This is a genomic window from Shewanella colwelliana ATCC 39565, assembly GCF_000518705.1.
Lineage (GTDB): Bacteria > Pseudomonadota > Gammaproteobacteria > Enterobacterales > Shewanellaceae > Shewanella > Shewanella colwelliana.
In genome coordinates, this window is sequence record NZ_JAEC01000017.1 from 77,902 (window position 1) to 104,828 (window position 26,927).

A 26,927-nucleotide genomic window follows, 5' to 3' on the forward strand; every position below is an offset into this window, starting at 1 on the left:
CGCTTTCGGGTTTTAATATCGGCGGCAGTTTAACGTATTGTTGCCGTTATAACCCATTGAGTCAGCGTGCTTTGTTACTGCAATTGGTACGCAACAAGTGTTAAGATTAGGCATGATTTTTGTTGTGAGCCTGTCTGTTGATTAAGTGCTTTTTGATTATCTGTTGCTTGAGTATAGGCTTACTGCCTATGCTACTGGTTGTCGCCCAAGCGGCACCTATGGCTTTGCTAGGGAATGCTAAAGCGGCGAGCACACGCCAAGATGAGCCTTCTGCCAGCAAAGCGCCTTCAGCCGAGCAAGCCTCTTCACCTAAGCTCGCCGAGGCGCCAGCAGATGCTCCCTGTTTCAGCCAGTCTCAAATGGACACTAGGTTTGACCAAGCCTTTGACTATCTAAATACTAAATTTTGCCAACCTGCCATTTGGTTTGACAGCTTTTTTGTCGATGATCGGATAGAAGAAGATGCCCGAGCCGGCACCATAGTGCGCTGGTATAACGACTTTTCTTACTACGAGAAAGAGGGATTTAAGTATCGCGCAAACCTGAATGCAAGACTCAATTTACCTGGGGTGAATAAGCGGCTCAAACTGATTTTAGACTCCACCGGTGAGGATGACCCCTTTGCATTTCTCAAAGGGCCGGATGACACAGGTGAGCGTGATGTTGGATTGCGATATGATTGGTACTCGCGCGATCGAGTCAGTTTTAATCTGAGTGCCAATTTTAAGCCCAAGCTGCAGGCGCGTTGGCGTTATACCTATCCGCTGACCCAAAACACCATTACGCGTTTAACCCAAAAGCTCTATCAGGAGAAAAAGGTCACCGGTGAGTCCACCGAGTTCGATATTGAACACTCTTTTAATGAAACCTTTCTTGTCCGTTGGAGCGCTGTAGCTCAGTATGAAAATCGTGGTAATGGTTGGGAGTTTGGCAGTAGCGCTAAGCTATATCAATATATTAGTAACAAAGCGGCGATCAGCTATCAGGCCAGTATTTATGGCGTTGCCCAGCCCTATCACTATGTCAAAAATGCTAATGTCGGTATGACCTATCGACAAAATTTTCTTCGAGATTGGTTGTTTTATGCCATTACACCAGAGTACAACTGGGGCAAAGAGGATGAGCAAACACCACGACTTAATCAGGCCATCATTACGCTAAGTTTAGAGATCATGTTCCAAAATATTTAGATCCATATTTAAGTCTACTGACACTATGCTGTCAGTAGGGACGATTTACTCTATTTGGGTTGCTAAGTGTTTGAGCCGTTGTCGCAGTTGACAGGCACATTTAGCCTAATTCAAGGAGAGAAATATGTTACAGCAAGCACCGCTCGTTTGGGGCGAAATCGCCGTTGAGAATATGGATCGAGCTTTAGCATTTTATGGTCAACATTTTGATGTGAGCTTCCGCCGTGAAATCATGAATGATATGGAGATGGCGATATTGGAAACCGAAGATAAGCAAGCTGCAAGTATAGGTTTGGTGAAGCATGAAATGATGCTGCCAAGCATGAATGGTAGTGTCGTTTATCTGCATTTGTCCGATAAGCTTGAACCGCTTGTGGCGCGTTTAGCTGCTAACGGGGTCAGCATATTGTTGCCCGTGATGGCGATTAAAGAGGGGGAATGCGGTTTTATCAGCTTGTTTGTCGATAGCGAAGGCAATAAAGTGGGTTTGTGGTCAGCCAACCGATAACCATTGGTCATGGATAGGAGAGAAAGAGATGGAACTTGTTACCCTTCATAAGCTGGTGATTCATGGCGTGACAACTCGGACTACTAATGCGGATGAAACTGTCGCAGAGAGTCAAAAAATCGCTCCGTTATGGCAGCGCTTTATGGGACTGTATGGCGAACAGATCATCAATAAGCAGCCGGCCTATGGTGTTTACTATGGCTATGAGTCCAACATGGATGGCGCTTATTCTGTCATGGTAGGGTTTATGGCGGATGGCGAGAACGGTGGGCTTATTGGCGATGGCCTTGAATCGATAACCCTAGCGCCGGGTAACTACTTACATTTTCATGCTCAAGGTGAGATGCCACAATCTGTGGTGGGCTTGTGGCAAGAGATCTGGCAATATTTTGCAGCGCTATCTTGCCCCTATACGCGTCAATATCTTACCGACTTTGAGTGCTATCCATCCGGTGATAGCGTTGATATCTATATCGGCGTCCATACCGCAATTTAACATTCATCATTGTGAGGGCGCTATCCATGGCGCCCTAATTTGGGGAGAGTGATGCGCCGCGCCGACCGTTTATTTCAAATTGTCCAGCTGTTAAAAGGGCGAAGACTCGTCACCGCGCAGCAGATGGCTGAACGCTTAGAGGTTTCAACACGTACTATCTATCGTGATATTCAAGATCTGTCCTTATCGGGTATTCCCATCGAGGGGGAAGCCGGTGTCGGTTACTTATTGAGGCATGAAGTCAACGTGCCGCCATTGATGTTTAATGAACAGGAACTTGAGGCGATACAAGTGGGGATGCGTATGGTTCAAGCTTGGGGGGGGCATGAGCTTTCCAGCGCGGCCAAACAGGCGATGATTAAAGTTGAAGCGGTACTTCCCGCTCGGCTTCAGGCATACCAGTCGTTGATGTTTGCCCCTGATTTTTACATCAATAACCAAGAGTTTGCTTTTTTAGATGTGTTACGTAAAGCCTCGCGGGAGCGAGAATATCTCCAGCTTAGCTACCAAGATGCCAATCAGAGCGCCAGCCAAAGGCTGATTAGGCCATTAGCCCTCTATTTTTGGAAAGGGGTATGGACACTGCTTGCTTGGTGCGAGCTGAGAAATGACTTTCGAAACTTTCGTGTCGACAGAGTGATTGACCTTGCTCCGCAAGCTGACCATTTTACGCTAACCCCTGGCCAAGAGATGACCGATTACATCGCCTTGATGCAGGCCCAATATCAGGAGTCCTTGTGACTGAGAGTCAATCTTATCTGGTGGTGTTTGATGGTATCTGTAATTTATGTCATGGCGCCGTCAGCTTTATTATCGCGCATGACCCTAATGCTGTGTGTCAGTTTGTTGCCTTGCAGAGTCCCACCGCACAAACTTTGCTTGCTAAGGCATCTATCTCACAAGCTGCAATGCAAGCGGATACCGTCTATTTGATCAAAAATGGCGAAGTTTTTATCAAGAGTGAAGCGGCGATTGAAATTGCTCAGTCCTTAACCGGTTGCTGGCCTTGGCTGCGTTTTTTTCGCTGGTTGCCGTTAGGGGTAAGAGATGGTTGCTATGACCTTATTGTGCGTTATCGCTATCGTCTATTTGGTCAGCGTCCGCTCTGTTTATTGCCTGACGATGAAACCAAAAGCCGCTTCGTGAAATAACGCGGCCGTGTGGTGCATACAATAGAAGGCTGACTTTTGCGCTTGTTTAAAGTTAACGGTTAGCTTAAGGCTAACAGTTGCGGTAAGAATAACGCGTCTTGCTGCGCTATTTCACGTTGCTCTGCGAGTACCTGTTGCAAGATGTCATGGCCCGTTAGCGGGTTTGCTAACACCACCCTAAATACCACAGAGGTTAAACCTAAGTTGTTATCTGGCGTGATACGCGTGCGTGATACAAATGATTTGCCCTGTTCCCGTTGACGCTTTTGCACAAACTTAGTTAAGCCATCGAGTAGCTGGTTTATTTGGGTCACTAACTCTAGGTCGTCATGCTTGACTGCATGAGTCAGTAGGGCTTGTACTTGAGCTGGCACATAGCGATAAGTCAGCAGGCATAGCTCTGGCGCCGATACCAACTGAAAATCACCTTGCTGCTTAATCAGTTCGGCAAAATAGCGTGCTTTTTCTAAGCTGTTGTTAATCAGTATCTCATAGCCGTCTCGGCCAATGACCTGTAAACAAGCATGCACTAACATCGCCATCCCGGGGCGCGAACCCTCTAGGGTTTGGCTGCCTAAATCTTTTGAACCTTTACGCAGAATATATTCGGCGTGATGTTTAATGGCGTTGGCAAATTCAGGGTCTTTAAACAGCACCATGCCTGCGCCCATAGGTACATACATCTGTTTATGGGCATCAATGGTGATGGAGTCGGCCCGCTCGATACCTGCCAGCAGATAACGATATTTGTTTGATAACAGGCTAGCGCCGCCCCATGCGGCATCTACATGGAAGTGACACCCTAACGTATGGGCTAAGTCGGCCAGTTCATTAAGTGGGTCGATATTACCGGTTTCTGTGGTGCCTGCCACACCAACAATAGCCATCACTTTGATATTTTTTGCCGCAAGCTGTTCAGCGGCTTGGCGCATTTTATCTACATCGACTTTGTTGTCATCGCTACAGGGAATACTGACAATATTGTCACGGCCTATGCCTAACAGATCGGCCGATTTTCCAAGGGAGTAGTGCCCTCGGGTTGACACCAAAATGGCTAAATCGTCATAGCCATAATGACGTAGACCAGCCATTAGGCCTGATGCCGCGATCCCTTTAAAGTCGCCACTAGCTTGTAGTACACGGTTACGGGCAATCCATAATGCGGTGATATTGGCCACGGTGCCGCCGGAGCAAAATGCCCCAAGAGAGTGGCTAGCACTGTGCATCCAATTGTTATAAAAACTATCGCTTTGGCCATATACCAAATGGTGCATCATGCCCAGCACTTGACGTTCTAGTGGCGTGAAGGCTTTGGATGTTTCTATCTTAACGAGGTTTTGATTCAGCCCGACCATCATCTTAGACAGTGGCAAGACAAAGTAGGGCAGCGCAGAGGTCATGTGACCGATAAAGCTCGGTGCAGAGGTGTGCACGCTGTGGGCTACTAGGGTTTGCATCATCTGCTCGGCATAGTCGGAGACAAAGCTCGGTGAGGCTGGAACCTGGTGCGCTTGGAAATCTTTTTCTATCTCGGTTAACGGCTTTTCGACAGCAACAATGTTCTCTTTAAGAAAGCCCATTAGGTTTTCAGAGAGCTCTTTTTCAATTTGCCCCAAGGTGGAATGGGGCGCTTCTGGCAGGGTGAATATACGCATTAACGCTTCTTCGGATGCCGTTGCTTGTCGTTGTGGTTTTGATGTCATCGAACTGTGTCGCTTAACTGAGACTCAGCCTAAAATGCAGGCATCTAGTCGGTCAAAAAAAGGAGCTAACTGTACTGTAAGCTGTATACGGCATCAAGGAGAAAAATGAAATGCTTGGTCGACTCAGTGTAAAGAAGCGAGTCAGGCTATTGACCTGAACTCGCGCCTTACTCTTATCTAGGCCGATTGGTGTTATACAATGCAGCAATGTTAATAGAGGTTGTGTAGAGGTTGTGCTTGGCATTGCTCAATACACTCTCTAGAGCCATGGCTCGGGGGGGTAATGGAAAAAATGGCATCAATACCATGCTCAAGTAAGATGTTGGCATCATCGCTGACACACCCGGCAATAGCGATTACAGGAATACCGAGTTTATTGGCTTCACGCGTCACGCCCATTGGGGTCTTGCCATGTAATGTCTGACTATCTAAGCGCCCCTCTCCTGTGATCGCAAGGGTCGCGCCTTTAAGAGTGTTAGCCAAGCCCACCGCCTTCATGACAATATCGATGCCGGGCTTTAGGTCAGCATTAAGAAAGGCTAACACCGCAAAACCCATGCCGCCAGCCGCGCCAGCGCCAGGAGAGTGTCGATGGTCGGTTAAGGTCTGTGTTGCCGTGATATCGGCTAACTGAGACAGGGCTTTGTCGAGCTGTTCAATCATCTCTGTTGTCGCGCCTTTTTGAGGGCCAAAGACCGCAGAGGCCCCGTTGCTGCCGCAAAGTGGGTTGTTGACATCACAGGCAACCTCAAGTTGACAGCGTGACAGCCCAGGATGCAACTGGCTAATATCGATAGTACACAGTTGTGCAAGGGCTGCTCCACCAGGGGAGATAGGTTGACCATGGGCATCAAGAAAATGTGCGCCAAGTGCTTGTAACATCCCCACACCACCATCGTTGGTAGCACTCCCGCCTAAGCCAAGAATGATATGTTTAATCCCCGAATTGAGGGCATGGCAAATTAGCTCGCCTGTACCATAGCTGGTGGTATATTGCGGATCGCGGCGACTGTGGGGTACATGTTGAAGCCCCGATGCCGCGGCCATTTCAATTACGGCCGTGTGGGTATTCTCGCCCCCCAAAATACCGTAGTGGGCACTGACTGGCTCACCAAGGGGGCCGATGACTGTTAGCTCAATTATTTTACCGCCTGTTGCATCAACCAGAGATTGCACCGTTCCTTCGCCGCCATCAGCAACGGGCACTTTTACATAGTCAGCATTGGGGAGCACTTCACGAAATCCGCGTTCAATTTCGTTCGCAACTTCCATAGCGCTCAGGCTTTCTTTGTATGAATCGGGCGCAATGACTATTTTCATTGATATTTCCTATAAGTCAGGGGGGAATAACCAGAGTTAATGGCTGTCATGATACTGGTAGGCATCATGACGGCCATGACAGGCTTTAGAGTAGAACGAGGCTGAGTAAATAGACAAGTATCATGGCGGTCACCCCTTGTACTAAGGTTGCCATGGTTTGTGCTTTATAGGCTCGTTTAACACTCATGCGGCTAAATTGGGTGACGACCCAGAAAAAACTATCGTTGGCGTGGGAAACGGTCATGGCGCCTGCACCAATGGCCATCACTGTCAGCACGCGGCCCATGTCGCTGGCAAGACCAATATCACCCAACATGGGCGCAACAAGTGCTGAGGTTGCGACGAGCGCCACAGTCGATGAACCTTGCGCCGATTTAAGCGCCGCTGCAACGATAAAGGGCATAAAGATGCCAATGCCCAATGCTGACAGCGAACTACCCAAAAAGGTTCCGATCTCAGTGGCTTTTAACACTGCGCCAAATGCACCACCTGCACCCGTGATAAGCAAAATCGGGGCAGCGACCACGAGCCCTTGGCTGATGCGCTCGCTAAACTCCTTAATCTTGTTACTGCCTTTTAATAGCAGTAGCGATAATAGTAGACCTATCATCAGTGCGTTCACGGGTTGGCCAAGGAATACCAATAGGTCAAATAGCCCATCAGTCCCAAGGGGCTTAGAGGGGAAGTTGGCAATCGATCCTAGGCAGATCAGTAAAATCGGGACAAAGATAGGAGCAAAGGCTTTGGCCGGAGAAGGCAAGGTGCCGTACGCGGCTTTGAGCGATTCAAAATCTTCAACGTGCTGTTTTAACTCTTCAGCGCCCTCGCCATCGGGTTCGACATTAGCAAAGCGGTTAGCCCATAGCATTCCCGCTAGAGCGGCAACGGCAGCCACAAAGACACCAACACCGATGACTAGACCGAGGTTTGATTCAAGGCCTAAGTTACCTGCCGCCGCAATAGGACCGGGTGTTGGCGGTACAAAAGTATGCGTGGCATAAAGGCCCGTTGCGAGTGCGACACTCATCGACACGCTTGAGACTTTCATGCGATTGGCCATGGATTGCTTTAATGAGTTGAGGATGACAAACCCCGAATCACAGAACACAGGAATAGAGACCAAGTAACCTATGATTGACATGGTCAGTGTTGGAAAGCGTTGTCCCAACACTTTAATGACCACATCAGCCATGGTTATTGCCGCGCCACTCTTCTCTAAAATTGTACCGATAATGGTACCGAGCACAATAACCAGACCGATATAGCCTAATATACCGCCAAACCCTGTAGTGATGGTTTTGGCAATATCGCTACTCGGCAGCCCATAGGCAAATGCCGCAATAAATGAGGCTAAAATCAGGGTTAAAAATGGATGAAGTTTAAACTTGGAGGTAGCAATGACGATAAACGCAATCACCGCTAGCAGGATCAGTACTAGGTTCATAGGGGTCCCTATCTTGGGTTAGTATTGTTTATTAATTTGAACTATGACCCGCTTAGTCTGCGTCACATATGTGAGGGCTAAGGTATTTCAGGCTTTGGCTATTATCCGCAGATTAAGACAATCTGGCTTTATTCTTACCCACTAAAATAAGCCATTAATTACATTGATTTTTGTGCGAGCGCACAAAGCTGGGCGGGCGACAAACCCAAATGGCCCCATTTGGGTTTGCTGTACAGCGGTTAATGAGTTACTTGCTTAGCGCATGAGCTTGGCAAGCCTCGCCGAAGGTTTGAAATAACTTGATTGAATCGGGGTTGTCACGGGTCTGCCACTCAGGATGCCACTGAACACCTAAAATAAATTGCTCGAAGGCAGGGCCATGAATCGCTTCAATTAGGCCGTCGTCAGCATGAGCGAGTGGCTCAAGGCCCTCACCTAAGGTATCTATGCCTTGGCCGTGAAGTGAGTTAATCGTGGTGCAGTCGCCTAATAGGGCATGCAGCCAAGTGCCTGGGACAATGTTTACCGTGTGCCGTGGACCATACTGTTCATCGACCGATGTATTAGGGTCTTCACGATGGTCATCAAGATGATCTTCGGCATACACTTTTTGGTGCAGATCACCACCAAGGGCGACATTGATCTCTTGCATGCCTCGGCACACGCCCAATAACGGCAGTTTGCGTTTTAATGCGGCATGAATAATGGCAATGTCAAAATTGTCTCGGTCTACATCTTGAGTCTTTTCAGGGGTGAGGTTTTCTTGGCCATAAAGCGCGGGGTCAATGTTTGAACCTGCCCCAGAAAGGTAAACGCCATCGGCCATATCAAGGTACTGTTCAATGTCATCAATACCAAAACAGCTTGGCACCAGCAATGGGATACAGTTGGCAAATTCGACAATGGGTTGCATATATTTGTGGGTCATGACTTGGTAGGGGTGGCCATTTCTGTCTTGTCGTCCCATGGTCATTAATATCGTGGGTTTCTTAGCGTTTTTTGTTTGTGTTGTGGGCATAGATCACCTGATGCAAATATCATTAATGAGCTTTCGTCTTAGCCGTTTCATCATGCTAAATTCGAAAGGCGAACACGTGATAAGTTCACATTGTTCGAGCTTCAGTCTGCCCCAATATTGTTCGTTATGTCAAACAAATTTAAAGTGATGTTTTTAATATTTTACGCTAGTAATCATTTTGCCCTAGTAGTCATTTGATGGAAGGGGAAAGGTTACTAACCGTGACAGGCTTTTGGCTAGCGTCGAATGATGAATGGGTAAGGGGGGAGGTACTTCACCCTATAGCAAAGTACGCTAACCAGTATCGTTAGCCTTTTTTATTAGCCCAGTAGCCACAGTATAGCCAACCAACTGGCGGCATAGTAAAATTAAGCAGTAGCGCGTAAAGACCAACTAATGCCAAATTGTCGGCCTTTCCCTTAGCAAATTTTAGTGTGCTAACGATCATGATGATGGCTAATACAAACACGATTTGGCCTATCAGTGTCGCGTTTATCGACATGTAAAATCCTTTCTTGAATGACTAGAGTGGGCGATTGCCGCTCACTCTATCTGCAGTTATGTGCTCGTTACTGTAATGGCTATTTTGGATCAGTGGACGAACTTGCGAGGCATAACCCTATTGGGCATTCGCTCAAACGCCAACAGCCAAAGGATAGGCATGAATAAGATTTCTAAAAATATCCCCACCGAGCCAGCATCACCGCGTAACAAGGTGTCATTAAAAAACCTAACAATGCCTACGGGATCCCAAGGCACATAATGGATGTTGCCGTGTAAACTCATTGAGAGAACAATAACAAGGCCAATGCATAACCACTTGTTATCTGATTCATAACTGTGGACAAGATAGGCTGGGAGTAGGGCCGCTAGACCAATACCGATAAAATTTTGGGCGATATGGTAAAAATGGAAGTTATCTTGCCATTGAAACCACCAAAATATTTTACCGGCAGCAGCGACTCCAATAGCGGCAATAGATAGTGCGTAGTAACAAATCGCCAGGCTGATATTCAATAAGAGCAATCTAACAACAGTCATCTTTTCTTCCTTGAACGGTTAATGATCTGCGCATGTTAGCGCAAAGCTTGTGCGCTAACATGCGCGGTAATTATTCGCTAGTCAACTGTATAGCTTTTTTTTAATGGGGTTGTACAGGTTATACATTGAGGCGTGGCCACATTTGCAAGGTACCGACGGCGTACAATAATCCTATGGTTAAGCATATCCCTGAACTCACTAGCCAGAACGTCAGGCTATTGCCTGGAAACATTGGCATTAGCCATATAAAACCGACACCACGGATTAAATAGATAGATGAAATAACAATTAAAGCTAAACGAATAAGAGGCAGCTGACGAATCACCTTTGCGGCAGATAAACCGTATAAAGTCCAGATTGAAAGTACAACGACAATCACTGACGTAACGGCTGAAGGATACCAATGACCTTGCTCTGCTAGTGTTGCCATCTGTTCACCTGCACCGAAAAAACGATACCAATCACCACCAAAGATGATACAACCTAAATGAGCCATTGCAGCTAAACCACTGCAATAAGCAGCCAAAACTAAGGCTTTATTCTCTGCGTTGAACATTATTCCTCCTTAAAAATGGCTAACGCTTTGGCTAGGGACGACTGCTATTTACGTGCCCCTGCCCAACTTGTTGGGCGAACTCAACAAACTTGTTATGAGTCACAAGGTTTAATGCCATGTGTATTCCAATGTTTCAGCATGTATAGGTTAAAAGTTGAGGCATAAATAGGTGCTATTGCTTGCAACTTTTCTTGCTCGTAACTATCGACCATATCCGAAATTTGAATTAATCGCACCTTGTCGTCAGTGATACATTCTTCATCAAAATATGGAACCGTGATAAACATACCAATAACGCCGACAAATCGACGATCTCCACTCGCAATTGATTTTTCAAAATCTTCTTTGGGATCTGCATTTAGTAACCACTTCAGCTCCTCGGAGACTTTGCTTTCACCCCTGTATTCACAACCTAATAGAGAAAATATGACTAAAAAGAGAATCCGTAGTTTCATTTTTTGAATGACTCATAGCGTCGAGATCTGGAGGGAGGATTAGGGGCACCCGCGAGTAAACGTTCTGTAGCTGCGTCTTATTAAGTAATAGATTTCTATTGTCTCTTTACGCATTTGGGTAAGTTCCTAATTTCTTTTTGGGGGTTGAATGATTCGCCGGCAAAATTGAACAAGTTGATATAGAGGTTTCTACAACAATTGATTAAATCACTTAAGGTGACAAGCGTCAAAGAAATAAGTACTTCGATACAGTAGCGTTAATATCAGTGTCGAACTTAGATCTCAGGCAGATAGTCATGAACAGATTTTCAATACCACTATTCACAGCACTTATCCTCATGACAAGCGTTAACGCTTGCGCTGATGACGATCTCATTATCCTTACCGCGAGTCAGTTTCAGGAGTGTATAGATGCCTCTGTGATACTAAAGCAAGATGTTAAAGAGGCGGACGAGCGCACTGACATTATAGAAAGAGACAGCAAGCACAACACTGCCTACAGTGGTGCGATTGAAGGGCTTGAATTTAGAATTAAATCTTTTGAAGAGGAATTTTGGTCTGATATTGGCTATGAACTGATGAACTTAGATTTCGAGCTCATGGATCTAGATGAGGAACGTCATTCAGTGAGGGTTGCTGAAATTAACAAAAGGATAAAAGTGCTAGAGGCAGAGAAAGCGAGTACCCAACACTATGACTTTTACCTAGAGCTAATTAGAGCCAAAAACATGTTAGCGTATCTAGAAAAATCTTGGAGCTCTATTGCTTTGGATATTTTTGAAGAGGATTTCCAAGCAACTAAAAGGTTAAACCAGAAAATTGCGGACGTAACGGCTTCCTGTATCACAGGTAAAGGAATTGAAGAGGATGTAAGAGTGGAGATCTGTAACCAAGGAGATAATAAATATGCTCCCATGTGCGGCTACGAAGAATAGATTTGGCCAATTTTAGTTGACCACTACAGCATTCATCTGATCGCTAAATAATGACTTCAACGCCCTGACAGCGTAAAATCCTCTGCTTCGTTAGCGAGTGTTAACTTCGTCTCGCTCACTCAGTATCAGCAAAAGATGTTAAATGCCCATGTATTCTGCTCAGCACTGTTTTACTCTGTTTAAATCGCCAATCGATAGTTATCAACTACCCGAACGTTTCACTTTTCCGTTTTATTATGAGCCGCACCCCTTATGTGTGTTGGCGGCTGCGGAGTTACAAACATATTTGAGCACGCAGACTGACTGGCAGCATAACTTTGGCTTAGGCAACGATAAAGCCAATGCCATTGGTAAGATGTTTGGTGTGTTGTTGGTGCGTAACAACCGCGGAGAATTAGGGTATTTAGCCGCATTTTCTGGCAAGCTGGCCGAACAAAATCTCATTAATGGTTTTGTGCCGCCAGTATTTGATATGTTGACGGAAGATGGCTTCTTTCATGCTGAGCAACAAGCGATAAATCAGTTGACCTATGAGCTAACTCACCTTGAGGATTCGACCGAACTATCGATGTTGAGAGAGCAATTAGCTGCACTAGTACAAGCGGCGGATGATGAGCTTGAAGCAATGCGCGCAACAATTATCGCAGGGCGTAAAGCACGTAAGCTAAAGCGAACCCAGGCTGAAGCTGAATTGAATCCACAGGAGTTGGCGGTGCTTAACCTGCAGCTAGGTCAAGAGAGTGTGGCACAAAAGAATCAGCTAAAAGCGATTAAAGCGCATTGGGATAGCGGTATTGCAACCGTTAATGCCTCGCTACAAAGGTTAGAAAATGAGATTGAGTCACTCAAAGTACGTCGCGCTATGCAGTCCAACGTTTTGCAGCAAAAGCTATTCGCTCAGTATCGCTTTTTAAATCAAGCGGGAGAACTGCGCGATCTTAATCAGATATTTAAGGATGCACCCACTCATCAACCGCCAGCGGGGGCGGGGGAGTGCGCCGCCCCTAAGTTACTGCAATATGCGTTTAGCCATGGATTCACCCCCTTAGCCATAGCGGAGTTTTGGTGGGGAGCCTCACCTAAATCTGAGGTGAAACAACATAAAAATTTCTATGGTGCATGCCAAGGTAAGTGCCAACCCATTTTGAGCCATATGCTTGACGGAATTGAGATGGACGATAATCCACTGTTAGCTAATCCTGCAGAGGGAAAGTCGATTGAGATTATCTACCAAGATGAAGCGATTGTTGTGGTCAATAAGCCAGCCGAGTTTCTCTCTGTACCAGGTAAAAATATTAGCGATTCAGTGTATGCCCGGATGAAGGCGCTGTTTCCAATGGCCACTGGGCCGCTTATTGTGCACCGCTTGGATATGTCTACCTCAGGCTTAATGGTGATTGCACTGACACGGGAAGCCAATAAATCTTTGGCGCAGCAGTTTATTGCACGGACGGTAGAGAAGCGCTATGTGGCGCAAGTAGCTGGTGTGGTCGAAGGTGAACAAGGTGAAATAAGCCTGCCGCTTAGGGTCGATTTAGATGATAGACCACGGCAATTGGTCTGTTATGAGCATGGTAAACATGCTCATACACGTTGGCAGGTTAAGTCGCGCACTTTGGCCAACACCCTGCTCTATCTTTACCCTCATACTGGCCGTACACATCAATTGCGGGTGCATTGTGCCCATCATGATGGTCTGCACCTGCCGATTATTGGCGACGATCTGTACGGCAGTAAAGCCAACCGTTTACATCTGCACGCGCAAAGATTGGTGTTAAATCATCCGTTGACCAACGAGCGTATGATCTTTGAAGTGGATGTGGATTTTAGCCTTGCGCCTTAATCTTACTTGGCCGCTAACATGGCTTGTCCCAAATAGAGTTGCAAAAGTCCGTTGAGGCTATTGAGGTCGATATTGGTAATTTGAGCAATTTTTTCAAGGCGATACCTTAAGGTATTACGGTGCACAAACAGGTGTTTTGCGCAGGCCTGTTGATCGCCAAAATGGTTGAGATAGGCGGTGAGGGTTTTGCGTAGTTGTTGATTACTATCTTGTTCAATTAAGCGCTCAAAGGGTTGCAATAACTGCTGCCCGCGCCAGTCATCTTTTAGGCCCGATAACATCACCAGTAGGGCATAGTCTTCAAACAGATATTTACTCTGCTCTGGATGCATTTGCATCCCAAATCGTAGGGTTTCTTTGGCGGTTTGGTAAGAGCGATGAATGTCGGTTGGCAGGGGGAAATAGCGGCCGAGGGCGATGTTGAGCTTGGCACTCATTTCACTAGGCAGGCGTTTAAGCAATTGATCGATACGCTGACTTTCAAGGTTGGCACTCCACTGCTTGCCATCAAGAAATGCGGGTTTGAGGATTACCAGTTCTGTCATTGAACTCATGGCTATTAAGTTCCCACGGGAAGGGGTTTCCAATAGGTTGAGTACCTGTTTTAACAGTGAGTTTGCCGTGGTTTGGGCATTGTCATCTTGCACCTGAATAACGGCGACAACGCGAGGTGTGTTTAAGTCAATGTTAAGCCGAGTCGCCCAAGACTGCAGGTGCGTCATGTCGCGGTGTTCCCCCTTAATCAGCTGGAGAATAAACTCCTCTTGTTGGCGGTTTTGCCACTGTACAAGTTCAAGGGAGTTCGCTTGCTCGACAATCATTTCGGCGCTCATTTTGAGTAGCTCACCATAGGCGATAAGGTGCTCAGGTTCGCCAGTGATGCCGATGACACCGATGATTTCGCCTTGATAATGGAGCGGTAGATTAATGCCTGGTTTAACCCCTTGCAAGTTGTCAGCGCCAGCGGCGTTAATCTCGACGGTACGGTTTTGACTGATAGCGAGTAATGCGCCTTCGTGCACTGAGCCAATGCGATGTGGGTCGCCTGAGCCTAAAATGGTGCCTTGATTATTCATCACATTGATATTATGACCAATAATGGCCATGGTGCGATTGACTATTTGTTGTGCTAACGACGCATCGAGGAAATACACTGGCAGGCTACATGAGTGTTAAAAAGATGGCATTTAGCTTACGTGAAAAGCAATTTTACCACCAGTTTAGCTTTGGGGTTTTGTGGCGTGCTTCGCCTGTTTTTGGCTATACATCTGTTGATCGGCGATATCTAGTAGCGTTTGATTAGCGCCAACATCATCGGGTTTGATAACGGCATAACCCATGGAGTATTCGATGGCGGGAGTGATATCGAGTTGAGCCAATGCGCGTTGTAATCGCTTGTCATACAGACTAATACTGGCTGGGGTTTCGGCATGGATCAGCACTACAAATTCGTCACCGCCCCAGCGCGCCACTAAGTCACAGGTGCGACTGTTGCTTTTTAATGTTTTGGCGAATGTTTTAAGGTGCTCATCGCCCACTTGATGACCGTAGCGGTCATTGATCATTTTAAAGTGGTCTAGATCGAAATAGAGCAGCACTAATTGTCGATTAAGGCGTCTGGCTAACTCTCGCGTGCTGTTCATCAAATCGCTAAAACCACGGCGATTGTAGATGAGTGTTAGTGGGTCGGTATAGCTAAGGGTTAGCAGTTGGTTTTCACGGTAGAGGTGTTTGAGATCGCTGTCTATCACCTCTTTAATCACTGCCAGCGCTTTGACATAGGAGTCGGGATAATTGGTGGGGTGGGTGTCGAGCACACACAGGGTACCAAAGACAGAGCCGTCGGGCCAACAGATGGGCATTCCGAGATAAGAGGCATAGTTATCTTCGGTGTATTCGGGGTTGTCTAACCATTGTTCGTCGGCACCAGCATCTCGCACGTATAGCGCTTTTGAGTCTTTGACCACGTGATGGCAATAGATATTAGTATCCACATCACTATGGCCGCCCGGTGAGTAGCGAGTATCTGGCAGCTCAGAGGCGACGATCACTTCGATACCTTTACGATTGGCTTGGTTGATGAAGGTAGCCGGGGCATCAAACATTGCAGCCACGGTATTGACGAGGCGCTGCCAACGTAACCAGTCAATCTGTTCGATCTCCATATCGAGCAGTGAGTTGTAGGGGTAGGGACCAAAGTGAGTGGGTTGCTGACGTTTCATAGGTTGTCCAGAATCGGATGATATTGATAAGTTTAGTCAATATTTGGCAATTTGAGCTGTGGATTAGGTTGTGGCTGAGCCAAGGGGGAAAGATAGGCTTTGAATGAGATCGGGTAATAAAAAGCCCGCTAAGAGAGCGGGCTTTTCTTGAGGTACTCGTGCTAGATTACAGCTTGTAGCTCATGCTCAACATCACCATGTGTGCGGTGTAGTTGTGACTGTTTGAACCAAAGCTAACTACGTTCCAAATACCATCAGGGGCAATTTGATTGCCTGGATCATTGTCTTTGTAGTTTTCCATTTTGTAATCAAGACGTAGCGCCATTTTGTCAGTTGCCTGATATTGGCCATAAACATTGATGTTATGGACGTTAGCGTAGTAGTCGCCATAGTCACCCGTAATGCCTTGAGTCACTTGTGTGTTGCTGCTTGAATCTGAGTAGGTGTAATCCACGCCTAGACGCAGTTTTTTCTCTAACAGATTGTTGTAGCTGAACCCTGCACCAATAACATCGACTTGATCTTCAATTACGCTGTACCAGTTTGGCGCGCTAAAGTTAGTGCTACCAGCCTGCTGAGAATCGATGTTCTGACGGTTATAGAAGGCGTTAATCATCATGTCGTCGTTAATGAGATAACTGGCGCTGACGTCATAGCTGATATCTTTCGATTCAGTTAGGCCAATCTGCGTGTCGTTATAATCATCAAGGGCGTAGCGTGCACCAAAATCAACCGTTAGGGCATCAATTGGGCTGTGGCTAATACGTGCTTCTACCATGGTACGCTTACGGTCTGCGAGGTTATATTTACGTAGCAGGTCGTTCGACTCAGATGAGGTCCACTCTGACGCTTGGTAAGTCGAACCATCACGTTCGCCGTAGCTACCCTTGATCCACATATCCCAGTTATCAAATGCACTTAAACGGAATTTAGTCCAAAGTGTATTTTCGTCTGTGGTTTCACGGTCTTGGTAACTGCGCTCATCACGACGGAAATCATAACCCGCTTCGAGTTTCATGCCTCGGCTGAGACGGAAGTCAGCACCGAGTTTAGCGCGCTGCGTAGTGATGTCGTAAGGGGTGTTGTAGGCAGCTTTACCCGTGGTGGCGTCTATGCTGATCTGTGTCCACTCTTCAACATTGGTCTTGTTGTCGCGATCATTGTAGTCATAACTTGCGTTTAACCGCACGGTACGATTGATGCGTGATACCACTTTAAGGTTGATGCCACTTATATCAACTTTGCCATCTAATGACTCTGCTGGTACTTGGTAACCGTAACCTGAGGTGACAAACGCTTGGTCTTGCGTCATTTGACCGTAATGTACACGACCACTCATGATGGTGCGACCAGCAGTATATTGGCCCATTAACGACACCGTGTGGGCTTCGTTATCTGGGTCAAGTGCCATAGTACCTTGAGTTTGTGCGCCAAACGTTGGGTTGAAGGCATTGTCAAAGGTCAGTTGACTATACTGGTTTTTAAAGCTAGAACCTGAATAGTTCAGTGCTGTAAACCAGTTGTCGCCGCGCAGTTTGACACCCGCTTCAACCGTATCAGTGGTGTAATCTACCGGCTCAGCAAGCATCATAGACTGATTGAAGAAACTACCAGACGCTTGTTTAAGGCCTGTTTTATCTTCACGTTGATAGGTGATGTAAGTGCTCCACAGCTCCTCACCTTGGTACTCGAATCCTAGCCCAGCGCGTTTGCGCTTAAGCGAGAGTTCCATTGGGTTTAGGCTGCTGTAAAGCTGGCTCATATCTTGGCTAGAACCGGCCGTTTGCCAGTTATCAGGCAAGGTCAAGTCACCGCTACCGACACCTTGGTAAGGGGTCATTGCACTGTCTGTTTTATAGGTGGCAATTTGTCGGTAGTTAACGTTTAAGTTGTATTGACCTACTTTGCCCGCATCGATATCGAGGGATCCGTTTTCCATGCCGAGGTTTTGTGCCTCAACGCTGGCACGGTAACCCGACTCGCTGACGTAGTTAAGGTCGGCATCAACTTTACCCGCAAACTCATCTTCGGCAGCAAAGGCATTAGCCGAGCGAATGTCACTGCTATCGTTGTAACCAACCCCAACGCCAACAGTGCCAGATACGCCAGTATCAATTGCGCAACGTTTACACGCCCACTTATCATATTTTACTTTAGCGGTATTGGCATTTTGCAAGCCATAACCTTCGGCTACCGCGATGCTAGGTAACGCAATACCTGCATTAGCGATAAGGGCGAGGGTGACCAAATTAAGTTTGAATTTCATCTTCTCGTCTCCTTAGCGCTGGAATAGCTTGCCAGATGGATGGTTAGAACCATGGATCTGGTTGTGACAGTTCAAGCAGCTACGACCACCGGTGAACGCATTACCACCCACACTTGAGCCTTGCTCTGTGTTACCCATGTAAGCATTGCTCGCATGGCCATCACTGGCGTGGCACTGCTGGCACAGTTGTGGTGCGCGGGTCTTTAACATGCCTTCATTAACGCTGCCATGTGGGTTATGACATGTCACACAGTTCTCAGTGACGGGTGCATGCTCCCATAGCTTTGGGCCACGTTTTTCGGCATGGCAGGCGTAGCAGGTTTCATTTACGCTTGGTTTGACCAAGTCTGAATCTGACATAGTGCCGTGTGGATTATGACAGTCGCTACATACCATCTGTGCCCATTTCATTGGGTGGCTTGAGCGCTTGTTCATGTCAGCTTTTTGCTTAGTGTGACAACTGGTACAGACTTCCATCTCAGTGTTTTTTGACAGCACTGGATCTTTGTCGGTATGCACAGAGTGACACGAGGCACAGGCAACATCGGCATTGTCGTGATGACCGCCATTCCAAGACATACGCTTATCATCTTGGTGACAACTCATACAGACGCTGTTTTGTTTCTCAGCTGACAGGGTCGAGTCTGGGCCAAAGGCGATCATTGGCTCATTACCACCACGGTTATGCTTACCCATAGGGCCATGGCAAGACTCACATTGCAGACCAGCCATTGGGCTGTTGCTTGAGTTTGCTGCGCCATGGACACCTTTGAACAGATCCATGACCTTTTCAGATTTGCCGTGACACATTAAGCAAGAGTCGGCACCTTTTGGTGAGTATTGGCCTTCCGCGAACTTTTTGTCCAAGGTGGCTTCAACTTCATCAGGCGTCATTTTGGCGTCCCACTTTGAAGCGATGGCACTGTGGCTAACGCCCAAAGTTAACACCGCGGCAGTGATGACTGCAGGGATGAGGCTTTTGAGTTTATTTGTGATTTTCATAATAGACTTCCTAATTTGCACAAATTTTCGAAAAGTGGGGGAGCGGGCTCCCCCCGTTTTTCATTTCAAGATGCGCAAATTACATCTTAACCGCAGTGTGATCCGCTGGCGTTGGTGCGTGGCAGTAGAAACAGGTTTCTAGTTGCGCAGCATCAGTCGCTTCGGCTTTAGAAACATTAACGAGTGCGCCTTGTCCTTCAACATGAGCCTTAAACTTGTCCATGTTGTAGCTGTGGCAAGATGCACATGTTGCCGCGATAGGAGTCGTGTATAGGCTGCCTGAGTAATTAGGGTTAGCCGTTGCAATTGCCCCTTTCTTCTTAAAGGCATCACGGTCGAAGTCGCTATGGCACTGATCACAGTTCATACCTGGGATAACAGCGTAGTCACCTTGGCTATGAGTCTTGTGAAGTTTTGTCTCTAGTGCACCCATGTTACCGCCGCCAGCGTAAGTACCATCAGGCGTATGACAAGCGACACAAGCATCAACACCAATGATAGGTTGGTCGTTAGCGTCTTTAGTATGGGAAAGCTGCTCAGACATCACGAATCCAGCATGGTGTCCACCTTTGTGAACTTGGAACTCGCTGGTATGACAGTTTGCACATGCGCTAAAGTTGACTGAATCAACATGACGCATGCTTGGTGCTTTACCTGACAGCGTTGCAAAAGCAAGGTCGGCCTTCATGCCGGTATATTTGTCAGTGTCTTTGCCATCGAAATCAGCGTCGTCACATTTTACAAATTGACCTTGTGCAGAACACATTGCCCAACCAACAAAGGTAAAGGCTGTTTCGTTGTCAGCCCCTTCAGCACCTAGTTTAAGTTCTTTGGTTGTGGTGTAGACTAATTTACCTTCTTCAACCTTAGCGGCCGCATCAAGTACACCGTTCTTAATTGCATTGATGGAGTCTTTACCACCGTAACCTAAGGTCACATTATTTGGACCTACGTTAGTGATGATCTCAAAGCGTTGAACCATAGGTAAAATGGTATTGATGTCAACGGCATTACCAGCGGCGTCAACCACCTGAATACTAACGGTTGCGGCTTGCGTTGTCGTATCAATTGCTGAAGCGACATTGATGCCATAGGTGTCAATGAGGGCTTTGGTATCGCCAAAGCTGCTGGTATGTAACTCTTCAGTCCAGCTGGCATTATGACAAGCAACACAGTTGCTGTTGTCATTTTGTTGTGAATGGCCTTTACCTGCTTTGAAGTCGATATCGGCGTGACAACTCGTACAAGTTTCCATGGTTGGAACACGAGACCAGTTACCCCATTCAGCAAGTTCTTCAGATTCAACGTGACAAGACTTACAGTTGTTTTGCAGTAAGTGTTCTGCCGCTTTGCCTGTGTACTCTTTGCCATACTTATCGCTAAAGGTTTTAGCAGTATTATGAATATTGTGGATAAGATGATTCCACTGAGATTCGGTAGACATTGAGCTGCTGTGGCACGTTGCACAGGTTTCCTGGGTGTAGTAGCTGCTGTGACGTGTAGTGAGTGGCTCACCTTCGGCGTGACAGGCGGTACATGTTTCATGGGTCACGATATCTTTGGTGTATTTGGCTTCATAGCCATAGCCATCAAAATCTTCAACGATTTCACGACGCGGAACACTGGTGACACCATCAAGCAGCGTAGAGTCTTTGCCACCTGCGTAAACATTATAGCGTTGAGTTAATTCTTGGTTTAGACCATTAACCTCAAAAGTGAAGTTGTAGCTACCGTCTTTATTATCGGTGTAGTTTTGTGTGCCAGAAACGCGCGCGGTGCGTGTCCATTGTGCACTGTTACCCGCACCCGTCGCACCCATAGGGGTGAGCTGCGCGGCAACAAGACCTAGGTCTTGCAGTCCAATAACGGGCAGATCTTCTTCGTTGGTGGCAAACACGGTAACTGTGGGTACACCGTTGTCGTAAGCAACCTTGGTCACATCTAGATTAAGGGTGTTGATATACTCGGCAGCGGGACCACCTGGTTCACCAGGATTGCCATCACTACCATCGCTGCCGCCACAACCACTGAGAGCCATAGAGACTGCACCTGCTGCGAGAAGCAGCGCAAACTTATTATTTTGTACGTTCATCATTTTTCCCTGCATAGGTTTGGCATCGTCTTAAGTGCATGGACAGTAATCTGTTCCGATTCTCAATTATAAGTAGTGCGACCTAAGTCAATGCTGGAAATAGAAATCCCCAAGGAAATGCTAACGTAACAGGCGACTAAAATCTGCCAATCAGGGTCTAATGTGTGACCAAGATCTTTCTATTTCTAAAGGGGTACTTAAGGAGGGGGGGAAAGCCGTCACTAGATCAAAAAACTGCTGCAAAATTAACAGCTTTTTGTTGGTTTGTTTTCAAAATGCTCACAATTGTTTCGATATAAAAACAAAGGGGGGCAAAAGCCTCCCTTTGGTGTGTGTTTAGTCAGCATTCAACAAGGGCTGAGCTGACTATTTAATCACTAGTGGCTGCTGCCCCAATTGGCATGAGCTTCTAGGATTTGGCTGTCTTTATGACAGGTTGAACAGGTTTCTGCTGGGTTTAGCATGTCGTATTCAGATGCTGGAACACCAAGAGTCGTTAGTGGTGCGCCATCTTCTTTTAGCAAGCCACCGTTACTCTTAATGTGCGCAGCCGTTGCGTCATTTAAGCCGTATGGCGCTTGGTGACAGCTAACACATGCAGCAGTTTGTGGTGAGACAACTAGTTGCTCGTTAGTGTCACTTAGACGCTGTGCATCAGTTGTACCAAAGGCAACAGGTGCAGCTTTTGGATCAATCTTGCTCAGAGAGAAACCGTTGTCGCCGTGACAGGCTTGACACTCTGTCTTCTTGAAGAACAGGCTGCCATCTGTGTCATAGACGTAATGCTTGCTGTGAACAATATAAGCTAGGTTAGAAGAACCTGCGCCTTTCTTGTCACGTGTGCCATTGTGGCAGCTTGCACAACCGTCCATATCGTTACTGAAACGGTGCTTGATAGCCGTTGTATGACATTGCTTACATGCGGTCATTTCAGCGTGTTGGATACGAGGAGACTTATCTAGCATAGTGCCGTCAACAGCAAAGTAAGCAGTATCTGATGGAACATAAGGACCAGCATTGGTGGCCACTTTACCATCTTCACTTAACGTACAGTCAGCAACAGCGCCTTTGCCGTCGAAACAGATGTGTAATTGGCTGCTCAATGCAACGCTTACACCTTCGGTTTCCATGACTTTTGCCACAGCGAAGTCACCGTCAGCAATTGTGACATTGATGCTACCTTCAGTACCTTCAGTAAAGTTGCCGTAACCCACCTTCTGGTAGTTCACAAGGAAGTCATCTTGCACAACGCCATTAAACACGATGGCACTGGTAAAGCCGCCATATTTGTATGGTGTTGGGTCGATTTGCGCTAGCGTTACCTTAGTATCGCCAGCCATTACAGTCATGTTAGCCGTTACAGTCTTAGTGTCTGCACTGTAGCTCATGCTGTTAAATGTGACGGTTGCCATTGCAGCTTGTGCCTTGTCATTTTTCAGGTAGTGACCTGACTCAGCGCCACGTACACCGCCGTTTGGATCGTTATGACAGCTAACACAGTTTTGTTTACTTTCAGCGATTTGGTTGTTTTCGCTATCCCAATGCCAGCTTGGTACGGCATATGGACTGTTATGACAGTTCATGCAGGTTGCAGTATCTAAGTCTGCTTTCCAAGCATCTGCCATTGCTAAACCTTCATCGGCTTGGTGACAGGTTTGACAGTTAGATGCACTTTGAGGGTAGATACCATTAAATGTTGAATGGCTATGGATCTCGTGCGCCATGCCTTTGATCGAACCATCAAACTCATAGCTGCGAACCACGGTACCAGCATCATCTTTCTCATCTTTCATGTATGAGTTGTAGTCAGTGTGACAGAAAGTACACGACTCAAGAGTGACATGCTTGCCACCATGCATTGATAGCGCACCATCCTGACCTGGACGGTGACAGCTTTGACAAGTTTCGTTAGCAATCAAGGCTTTTGGCTTGTCTTGTGTGGTGTCTGAACTTGGCTGCCAGTAGAAAAAGCTATTATCAACAAGCGTGTCACCCGCATTGTTATTGGCTTTAACACCAAGATAAATACCGTTGGTTACATCTGCGTCATACGCATATTTTTCTAGGGTATCGATAGCTTTATCAAGGACAAGTGTGTAGGTACCATCGCCATTATCGGTCAGGCAAGTTTCACAGTTTTTACCTTGGAAGTAAGAGGAACCTGTGTAGTGGTCGTCACCTTTATCCTTGTTAAAGTAGCTTAGCCAGATATCTCTTGGCTTACCTTCAAGATCGGTACTTCCTACTTCATCTTCGGTGCCCACTCGGCCGAAAGAAACGGCAGCAATGTCAGAGGGGGCTAGCTCGAAAACGGCAGTTCCATTAGCATCAGATAGGTCGAAGTTGATGGTTAAAAAGCCAGCATCATCAATGCTTGCTGATTGAATTTTGGCATCAAGGTGAGAAACTGCACCTATAGGAGTGCCGACAGTACCAGGTTTTCCATCTTCACCATCTTTTCCGTCGCTGCCGCAACCTGAAATGGCTAAAGAGAGAAGCCCTGCACCTAATACGGCTTTTGTCGCCGCATTAAAATTGAACTTTTTCATCATGATTATTCCCTGCAATAGTTTTAATCATCACTTTTTGATTGTTTGCTACGTAAAACAAGCTTCGCAATTGAGAACGAGTGTTATTTGTTGGTATTCAATGCAATCAATGAGTGTGTGGAATTAATTTCCACCTCTAAGGCTATCTAAACAGCAACTTTTTAGCAGTTGTTTCAGTGCGCTTATGTGATTGAGATCTGACTATTTCTTTAGAGGTAGAAAAAAACTGCCTTTTTAAGCGGTTTTTCATTTTCACTTAATCAACTTAGTTGAATCAATAGCTTAAATGTTGCGCACTTGTATCGTAAAAGGGTTGATGTAACGCTAGCGTAGTGAAGAGGGAAGCACTGCTCTTAGCCTACGGAAATAAAAAGGAATAATGATTTTCTGAAGGGGGAAAAGATGGGGGGGACTGAGGGAAATAAAAAAGAGTGGAAAGGATGACTTTCCACTCTTGGTTGTAGGGTGAGAACCTAGCTTAGTAAATTAGTCTTGCTTGTGTAACTCTGCCACTTTATCTGTGCTGTGACAGGTTAAGCATGACTCGCTATTTAGCATAGCTTCTTCATAGCTGCCAGCGACGACACCTCCCATACTTTCGATGTGAGATTTAGCCGAATCTTGACCACCGCCAATATCGTAGCTGCTAGAAACGTGGCACGATGCACACACCCCCGCTTGTGGGCTAGAGAAAGTGTCATCTTTTCTATTCCAGCGCATAGGGGTTGAACGCGCATTTTCTAAGCCAAAGTTACTGTCGCTATGACAGGCGCTACAGTTCGCACTGCTGACGAGTGATTGAACATCTTCGCGGCCGTGGGCTTTACCGAAAGTACCATGAACACGAACAATCATACTGTTGTAATCACCGGCCTCATGGCATTGAGCACAAGTATGGATATCGGCATTACGATAGTGCGCGGCACCTTTGCGTGCGACCATGTCATTGTTATGACAGCTTGCACAGTTTTCATAATCAACCGCGCTTGCACGTTCACTACCTTGGGTGCCATCAAGTTTAACAAACTCAGTTTTAGCGGCGTTAGGGCTGAGGACACCAGTACAGTTGCTTTCAGTATCAAGCGCCGATAGCGTAGATGTTTTATTGCTAAAACACGTGCTAAAGCTTGAGGTGATAGCGAGGTCTGCACCGTTATTGATAGCTTCAGCTAACGAAGGCAAGCCATAACCACCATTTGAACCATCAACGGTAACAGTGTAACTGCCATCTTCATTGACGCTGGCACTGCCGCTGGTACGGCCGGCTAAGAATGCATCAGGTGATACGGCATCAATAGCGTTAACGTAAAGGGTTACACGAGGAACATAGTCACTCGTTACAGCATCTTCACCCTTCATCAGGTTCATGGTGAAAGTTAGCGTTGAGGTGGCTTCATCCCAGTTGATCTGACTATAGCTAGCGTCAACTAAGGTACCGGCTTGCGATGCGGCTTCACGACTATCTTTTTCATGGCCTGCAAAGTGGCGGAATGCACCACCTCGAGTGTTGCCATCACTTGAACTATGACAAGCAACACAACCAACGAGCACAGTATCTTCGCCAATCACCTCTGTACGGTTACCGTAGTGGTAGTCACCATGACATGACTGACAGCTCACTACATCTTTATCTGCAAACCAAGCTAATGCATGGGTTGTAAGATCTTCAGGCAGTGTTTCTTCAGTCTCTGTGTAGCTAACGTGACAGCTTTGGCAGTCTGCCGTTGAGGTAGGGAAGTTAAGCTCAGCTTTTGGATTGCCCTCACTATCAAGCGCTGCACCATCAAATTCATAGGCAAATGCGGGGTTTTTAGCTGGATTTGCAATCACTGAGCTGAATTTACCTAGCTCACGACGGTCACCTTCAGTAAGACCACTATGAATACCGTGTATTAGGCCTTTGGTCGAGCCATCGAAGTTAAACTCAACGGTATTACCTTCCCCGTCGACACCCGAACCGCTATAGACGGTGTAATCGGTATGACAAAAGCCACAACCGTCGGCGGTGTTACCGTAGTTACCGTGGCGGATATGGTCTTGACCAACGTGACAGTTAGTACAGGTTTCCATCTCTACCACTTTCTTAGGTGAACTGACTGACTGTTGCGTCAGTGGATCCCAATAGTAAGCCTCGACATTTTTTAACTTGTTTTGCCCAACACCATAGGTCATCACGTAGATACCTTGGATCTGGTTGGCATCATAGTCGTAGTCTAAGCCGTTAGTATCTATGATATTAGGCGCGGTGATTTTGTATTTACCTTGGCCTAAATATTCAAGACAGGTTTCATTTTCTGGACAGTCACGTGTTGGACGCCAGTTATTGGTACCCGTCATCGGTACACCATTTTTAGTGGTGTTACGATAAGAGAGCCAAATTTGCTCATTGCCATCGGCTCTAGCGGTAACTTGGTTGCCATCTTCGAGTGAGAAAGGGGTGAACGCTTCAGTGCGCGTACCCATGCGGCCGAAAGCGATCCTTAGCGGATCTGTCAAGGTTTCTAAACCTGTGACGGCAACGCCGTTAGGATTGGTAAGGCTAAATTCAAAGCTCAATGTTTTTGAAGTTTCATCGTAGCTGGCTTGCTCTACTTGAGTCTGCACAGCCGTTGCACTATTAATATCGATGGCAATTTCACCTGGCTTGCCATCTTCACCATCTTTGCCATCGCTGCCATTACAGCCGATAAGCGCTAAGGACAATGCCCCAACGCCAAAAGCTGTTTTGATAGCGGCACTGATTGAATACCGTTTCATCATTATTTCCCCTGCATGAGATTAAGATTTTTCTCAATTTTGTACTTCTTAGTATGAGTAGAGGATGCTTAAGCAATTGCTATTGCCTCAATTGCTTACTGCTTCCCCTTGGCATGATCTTACCTATAAGGGGGTATCTAAATTGGAGTGGTGTTCGTAAATGTGAGTCACGTCCTAAAACATAGGTAAATAACTGATGCAAATGTTAAAGTTGTTTTTAAACAGCGAGTTGAGTGTATTTTTTATGTCGGGTAGCCGTTTGTATTGCTGTGCCATGGACATATCTTAAACTAGCCTTAATAAGCTAATATAAATGGTGGTTATTTTTGATGTGGCTCAATTTTAATTGCATGTTTTTCGTCCGAAAAATGGTGGTGAA

Annotated in this window: 21 protein-coding genes and 1 pseudogene; 7 read left to right on the forward strand and 15 right to left on the reverse strand. The window is 46.5% G+C overall.

All coding sequences use genetic code 11. The features are described from left to right. Nucleotides 1–188 precede the first annotated feature (188 nt). From L876_RS21450 to L876_RS0109300, 5 genes are all read left to right on the forward strand, one after another. A complete protein-coding gene (locus tag L876_RS21450) occupies nt 189–1,190 on the forward strand; it encodes a hypothetical protein (protein WP_248674547.1) in 1,002 nt (333 codons plus the stop codon). A 124-nt stretch (nt 1,191–1,314) separates the two neighbouring features. Next, entirely contained in the window at nt 1,315–1,698 is a 384-nt protein-coding gene (locus L876_RS0109285; RefSeq protein ID WP_028763556.1) for a VOC family protein, read from the forward strand. Nucleotides 1,699–1,726: 28 nt separating this feature from the next. Continuing rightward, nucleotides 1,727–2,194, forward strand: coding sequence for a GyrI-like domain-containing protein (locus tag L876_RS0109290; protein WP_028763557.1), 468 nt, complete (start codon nt 1,727–1,729; stop codon nt 2,192–2,194). 51 nt (nt 2,195–2,245) lie between these two features. After that, nucleotides 2,246–2,935 (forward strand): helix-turn-helix transcriptional regulator, encoded by a 690-nt coding sequence (locus L876_RS0109295; RefSeq protein WP_028763558.1) that lies wholly within the window; start codon nt 2,246–2,248, stop codon nt 2,933–2,935. Continuing rightward, the gene (locus tag L876_RS0109300) at nt 2,932–3,345 is read left to right on the forward strand and encodes a thiol-disulfide oxidoreductase DCC family protein (protein ID WP_037428288.1); all 414 of its coding nucleotides are present in this window, start codon (nt 2,932–2,934) and stop codon (nt 3,343–3,345) included. The genes L876_RS0109295 and L876_RS0109300 overlap by 4 nt, the downstream gene beginning before the upstream one ends. A gap of 59 nt (nt 3,346–3,404) precedes the next feature. On the opposite strand, the gene panP is transcribed toward L876_RS0109300, so the two are convergent. From panP to L876_RS0109340, 8 genes and pseudogenes are all read right to left on the reverse strand, one after another. Then, the gene (gene panP, locus L876_RS0109305; RefSeq protein ID WP_028763560.1) at nt 3,405–5,048 is read right to left on the reverse strand and encodes a pyridoxal-dependent aspartate 1-decarboxylase PanP; all 1,644 of its coding nucleotides are present in this window, start codon (nt 5,046–5,048) and stop codon (nt 3,405–3,407) included. Nucleotides 5,049–5,221: 173 nt separating this feature from the next. Continuing rightward, nucleotides 5,222–6,368, reverse strand: a pseudogene (locus L876_RS21455) (glycerate kinase). An 85-nt stretch (nt 6,369–6,453) separates the two neighbouring features. Beyond that, nucleotides 6,454–7,812 (reverse strand): GntP family permease, encoded by a 1,359-nt coding sequence (locus L876_RS0109315; RefSeq protein WP_028763561.1) that lies wholly within the window; start codon nt 7,810–7,812, stop codon nt 6,454–6,456. Nucleotides 7,813–8,059: 247 nt separating this feature from the next. After that, nucleotides 8,060–8,830, reverse strand: a complete 771-nt coding sequence (locus L876_RS0109320) for a gamma-glutamyl-gamma-aminobutyrate hydrolase family protein (protein ID WP_028763562.1) — start codon at nt 8,828–8,830, stop codon at nt 8,060–8,062. A gap of 307 nt (nt 8,831–9,137) precedes the next feature. After that, nucleotides 9,138–9,332 (reverse strand): hypothetical protein, encoded by a 195-nt coding sequence (locus L876_RS0109325; RefSeq protein ID WP_028763563.1) that lies wholly within the window; start codon nt 9,330–9,332, stop codon nt 9,138–9,140. 89 nt (nt 9,333–9,421) lie between these two features. Beyond that, nucleotides 9,422–9,871, reverse strand: coding sequence for a hypothetical protein (locus tag L876_RS0109330; RefSeq protein WP_028763564.1), 450 nt, complete (start codon nt 9,869–9,871; stop codon nt 9,422–9,424). Between the two features lie 118 nt (nt 9,872–9,989). Next, nucleotides 9,990–10,427: a hypothetical protein gene (locus tag L876_RS0109335; RefSeq protein WP_028763565.1), complete on the reverse strand. Its 438-nt coding sequence runs from the start codon at nt 10,425–10,427 to the stop codon at nt 9,990–9,992. Nucleotides 10,428–10,519: 92 nt separating this feature from the next. Next, complete coding sequence (locus L876_RS0109340; RefSeq protein WP_028763566.1) at nt 10,520–10,882, reverse strand: hypothetical protein; 363 nt, start codon at nt 10,880–10,882, stop codon at nt 10,520–10,522. A 296-nt stretch (nt 10,883–11,178) separates the two neighbouring features. Here L876_RS0109340 and L876_RS0109345 point away from each other — a divergent pair, with 296 nt between their 5' ends. Next, nucleotides 11,179–11,817: a hypothetical protein gene (locus tag L876_RS0109345; RefSeq protein WP_028763567.1), complete on the forward strand. Its 639-nt coding sequence runs from the start codon at nt 11,179–11,181 to the stop codon at nt 11,815–11,817. Between the two features lie 148 nt (nt 11,818–11,965). Next, complete coding sequence (locus L876_RS0109350; RefSeq protein WP_037428310.1) at nt 11,966–13,660, forward strand: RluA family pseudouridine synthase; 1,695 nt, start codon at nt 11,966–11,968, stop codon at nt 13,658–13,660. Nucleotides 13,661–13,662: 2 nt separating this feature from the next. Here L876_RS0109350 and L876_RS0109355 read toward each other — a convergent pair whose 3' ends face one another. From L876_RS0109355 to L876_RS0109385, 7 genes are all read right to left on the reverse strand, one after another. Further along, nucleotides 13,663–14,814, reverse strand: a complete 1,152-nt coding sequence (locus tag L876_RS0109355) for a sugar diacid recognition domain-containing protein (RefSeq protein WP_028763569.1) — start codon at nt 14,812–14,814, stop codon at nt 13,663–13,665. A gap of 66 nt (nt 14,815–14,880) precedes the next feature. Continuing rightward, complete coding sequence (locus tag L876_RS0109360) at nt 14,881–15,882, reverse strand: sensor domain-containing diguanylate cyclase (protein ID WP_051413050.1); 1,002 nt, start codon at nt 15,880–15,882, stop codon at nt 14,881–14,883. 166 nt (nt 15,883–16,048) lie between these two features. After that, nucleotides 16,049–18,148 carry an MtrB/PioB family decaheme-associated outer membrane protein gene (locus L876_RS0109365; protein WP_028763571.1) on the reverse strand — a complete coding sequence of 700 codons (2,100 nt, stop codon included), beginning with the start codon at nt 18,146–18,148 and terminating at the stop codon, nt 16,049–16,051. Nucleotides 18,149–18,160: 12 nt separating this feature from the next. Further along, nucleotides 18,161–19,150, reverse strand: coding sequence for a DmsE family decaheme c-type cytochrome (locus L876_RS0109370; RefSeq protein WP_028763572.1), 990 nt, complete (start codon nt 19,148–19,150; stop codon nt 18,161–18,163). A 79-nt stretch (nt 19,151–19,229) separates the two neighbouring features. After that, a complete protein-coding gene (locus tag L876_RS0109375) occupies nt 19,230–21,242 on the reverse strand; it encodes an OmcA/MtrC family decaheme c-type cytochrome (RefSeq protein WP_308444919.1) in 2,013 nt (670 codons plus the stop codon). A gap of 377 nt (nt 21,243–21,619) precedes the next feature. Beyond that, entirely contained in the window at nt 21,620–23,791 is a 2,172-nt protein-coding gene (locus tag L876_RS0109380) for an OmcA/MtrC family decaheme c-type cytochrome (RefSeq protein WP_162148995.1), read from the reverse strand. 486 nt (nt 23,792–24,277) lie between these two features. After that, nucleotides 24,278–26,548, reverse strand: coding sequence for a multiheme c-type cytochrome (locus tag L876_RS0109385; RefSeq protein ID WP_156029397.1), 2,271 nt, complete (start codon nt 26,546–26,548; stop codon nt 24,278–24,280). Between the last annotated feature and the right edge of the window lie 379 nt (nt 26,549–26,927).

What these genes read in the sequence shown, in the direction of transcription:
- L876_RS21450 (WP_248674547.1), top strand. Translation starts at nt 189, where the DNA reads ATGCTACTGGTTGTCGCCCAAGCGGCACCTATGGCTTTGCTAGGGAAT.
- L876_RS0109285 (WP_028763556.1), top strand. Translation starts at nt 1,315, where the DNA reads ATGTTACAGCAAGCACCGCTCGTTTGGGGCGAAATCGCCGTTGAGAAT.
- L876_RS0109290 (WP_028763557.1), top strand. Translation starts at nt 1,727, where the DNA reads ATGGAACTTGTTACCCTTCATAAGCTGGTGATTCATGGCGTGACAACT.
- L876_RS0109295 (WP_028763558.1), top strand. Translation starts at nt 2,246, where the DNA reads ATGCGCCGCGCCGACCGTTTATTTCAAATTGTCCAGCTGTTAAAAGGG.
- panP (WP_028763560.1), bottom strand. Translation starts at nt 5,048, where the DNA reads ATGACATCAAAACCACAACGACAAGCAACGGCATCCGAAGAAGCGTTA.
- L876_RS0109315 (WP_028763561.1), bottom strand. Translation starts at nt 7,812, where the DNA reads ATGAACCTAGTACTGATCCTGCTAGCGGTGATTGCGTTTATCGTCATT.
- L876_RS0109320 (WP_028763562.1), bottom strand. Translation starts at nt 8,830, where the DNA reads ATGCCCACAACACAAACAAAAAACGCTAAGAAACCCACGATATTAATG.
- L876_RS0109325 (WP_028763563.1), bottom strand. Translation starts at nt 9,332, where the DNA reads ATGTCGATAAACGCGACACTGATAGGCCAAATCGTGTTTGTATTAGCC.
- L876_RS0109330 (WP_028763564.1), bottom strand. Translation starts at nt 9,871, where the DNA reads ATGACTGTTGTTAGATTGCTCTTATTGAATATCAGCCTGGCGATTTGT.
- L876_RS0109335 (WP_028763565.1), bottom strand. Translation starts at nt 10,427, where the DNA reads ATGTTCAACGCAGAGAATAAAGCCTTAGTTTTGGCTGCTTATTGCAGT.
- L876_RS0109340 (WP_028763566.1), bottom strand. Translation starts at nt 10,882, where the DNA reads ATGAAACTACGGATTCTCTTTTTAGTCATATTTTCTCTATTAGGTTGT.
- L876_RS0109345 (WP_028763567.1), top strand. Translation starts at nt 11,179, where the DNA reads ATGAACAGATTTTCAATACCACTATTCACAGCACTTATCCTCATGACA.
- L876_RS0109350 (WP_037428310.1), top strand. Translation starts at nt 11,966, where the DNA reads ATGTATTCTGCTCAGCACTGTTTTACTCTGTTTAAATCGCCAATCGAT.
- L876_RS0109360 (WP_051413050.1), bottom strand. Translation starts at nt 15,882, where the DNA reads ATGAAACGTCAGCAACCCACTCACTTTGGTCCCTACCCCTACAACTCA.
- L876_RS0109365 (WP_028763571.1), bottom strand. Translation starts at nt 18,148, where the DNA reads ATGAAATTCAAACTTAATTTGGTCACCCTCGCCCTTATCGCTAATGCA.
- L876_RS0109370 (WP_028763572.1), bottom strand. Translation starts at nt 19,150, where the DNA reads ATGAAAATCACAAATAAACTCAAAAGCCTCATCCCTGCAGTCATCACT.
- L876_RS0109375 (WP_308444919.1), bottom strand. Translation starts at nt 21,242, where the DNA reads ATGAACGTACAAAATAATAAGTTTGCGCTGCTTCTCGCAGCAGGTGCA.
- L876_RS0109380 (WP_162148995.1), bottom strand. Translation starts at nt 23,791, where the DNA reads ATGAAAAAGTTCAATTTTAATGCGGCGACAAAAGCCGTATTAGGTGCA.
- L876_RS0109385 (WP_156029397.1), bottom strand. Translation starts at nt 26,548, where the DNA reads ATGAAACGGTATTCAATCAGTGCCGCTATCAAAACAGCTTTTGGCGTT.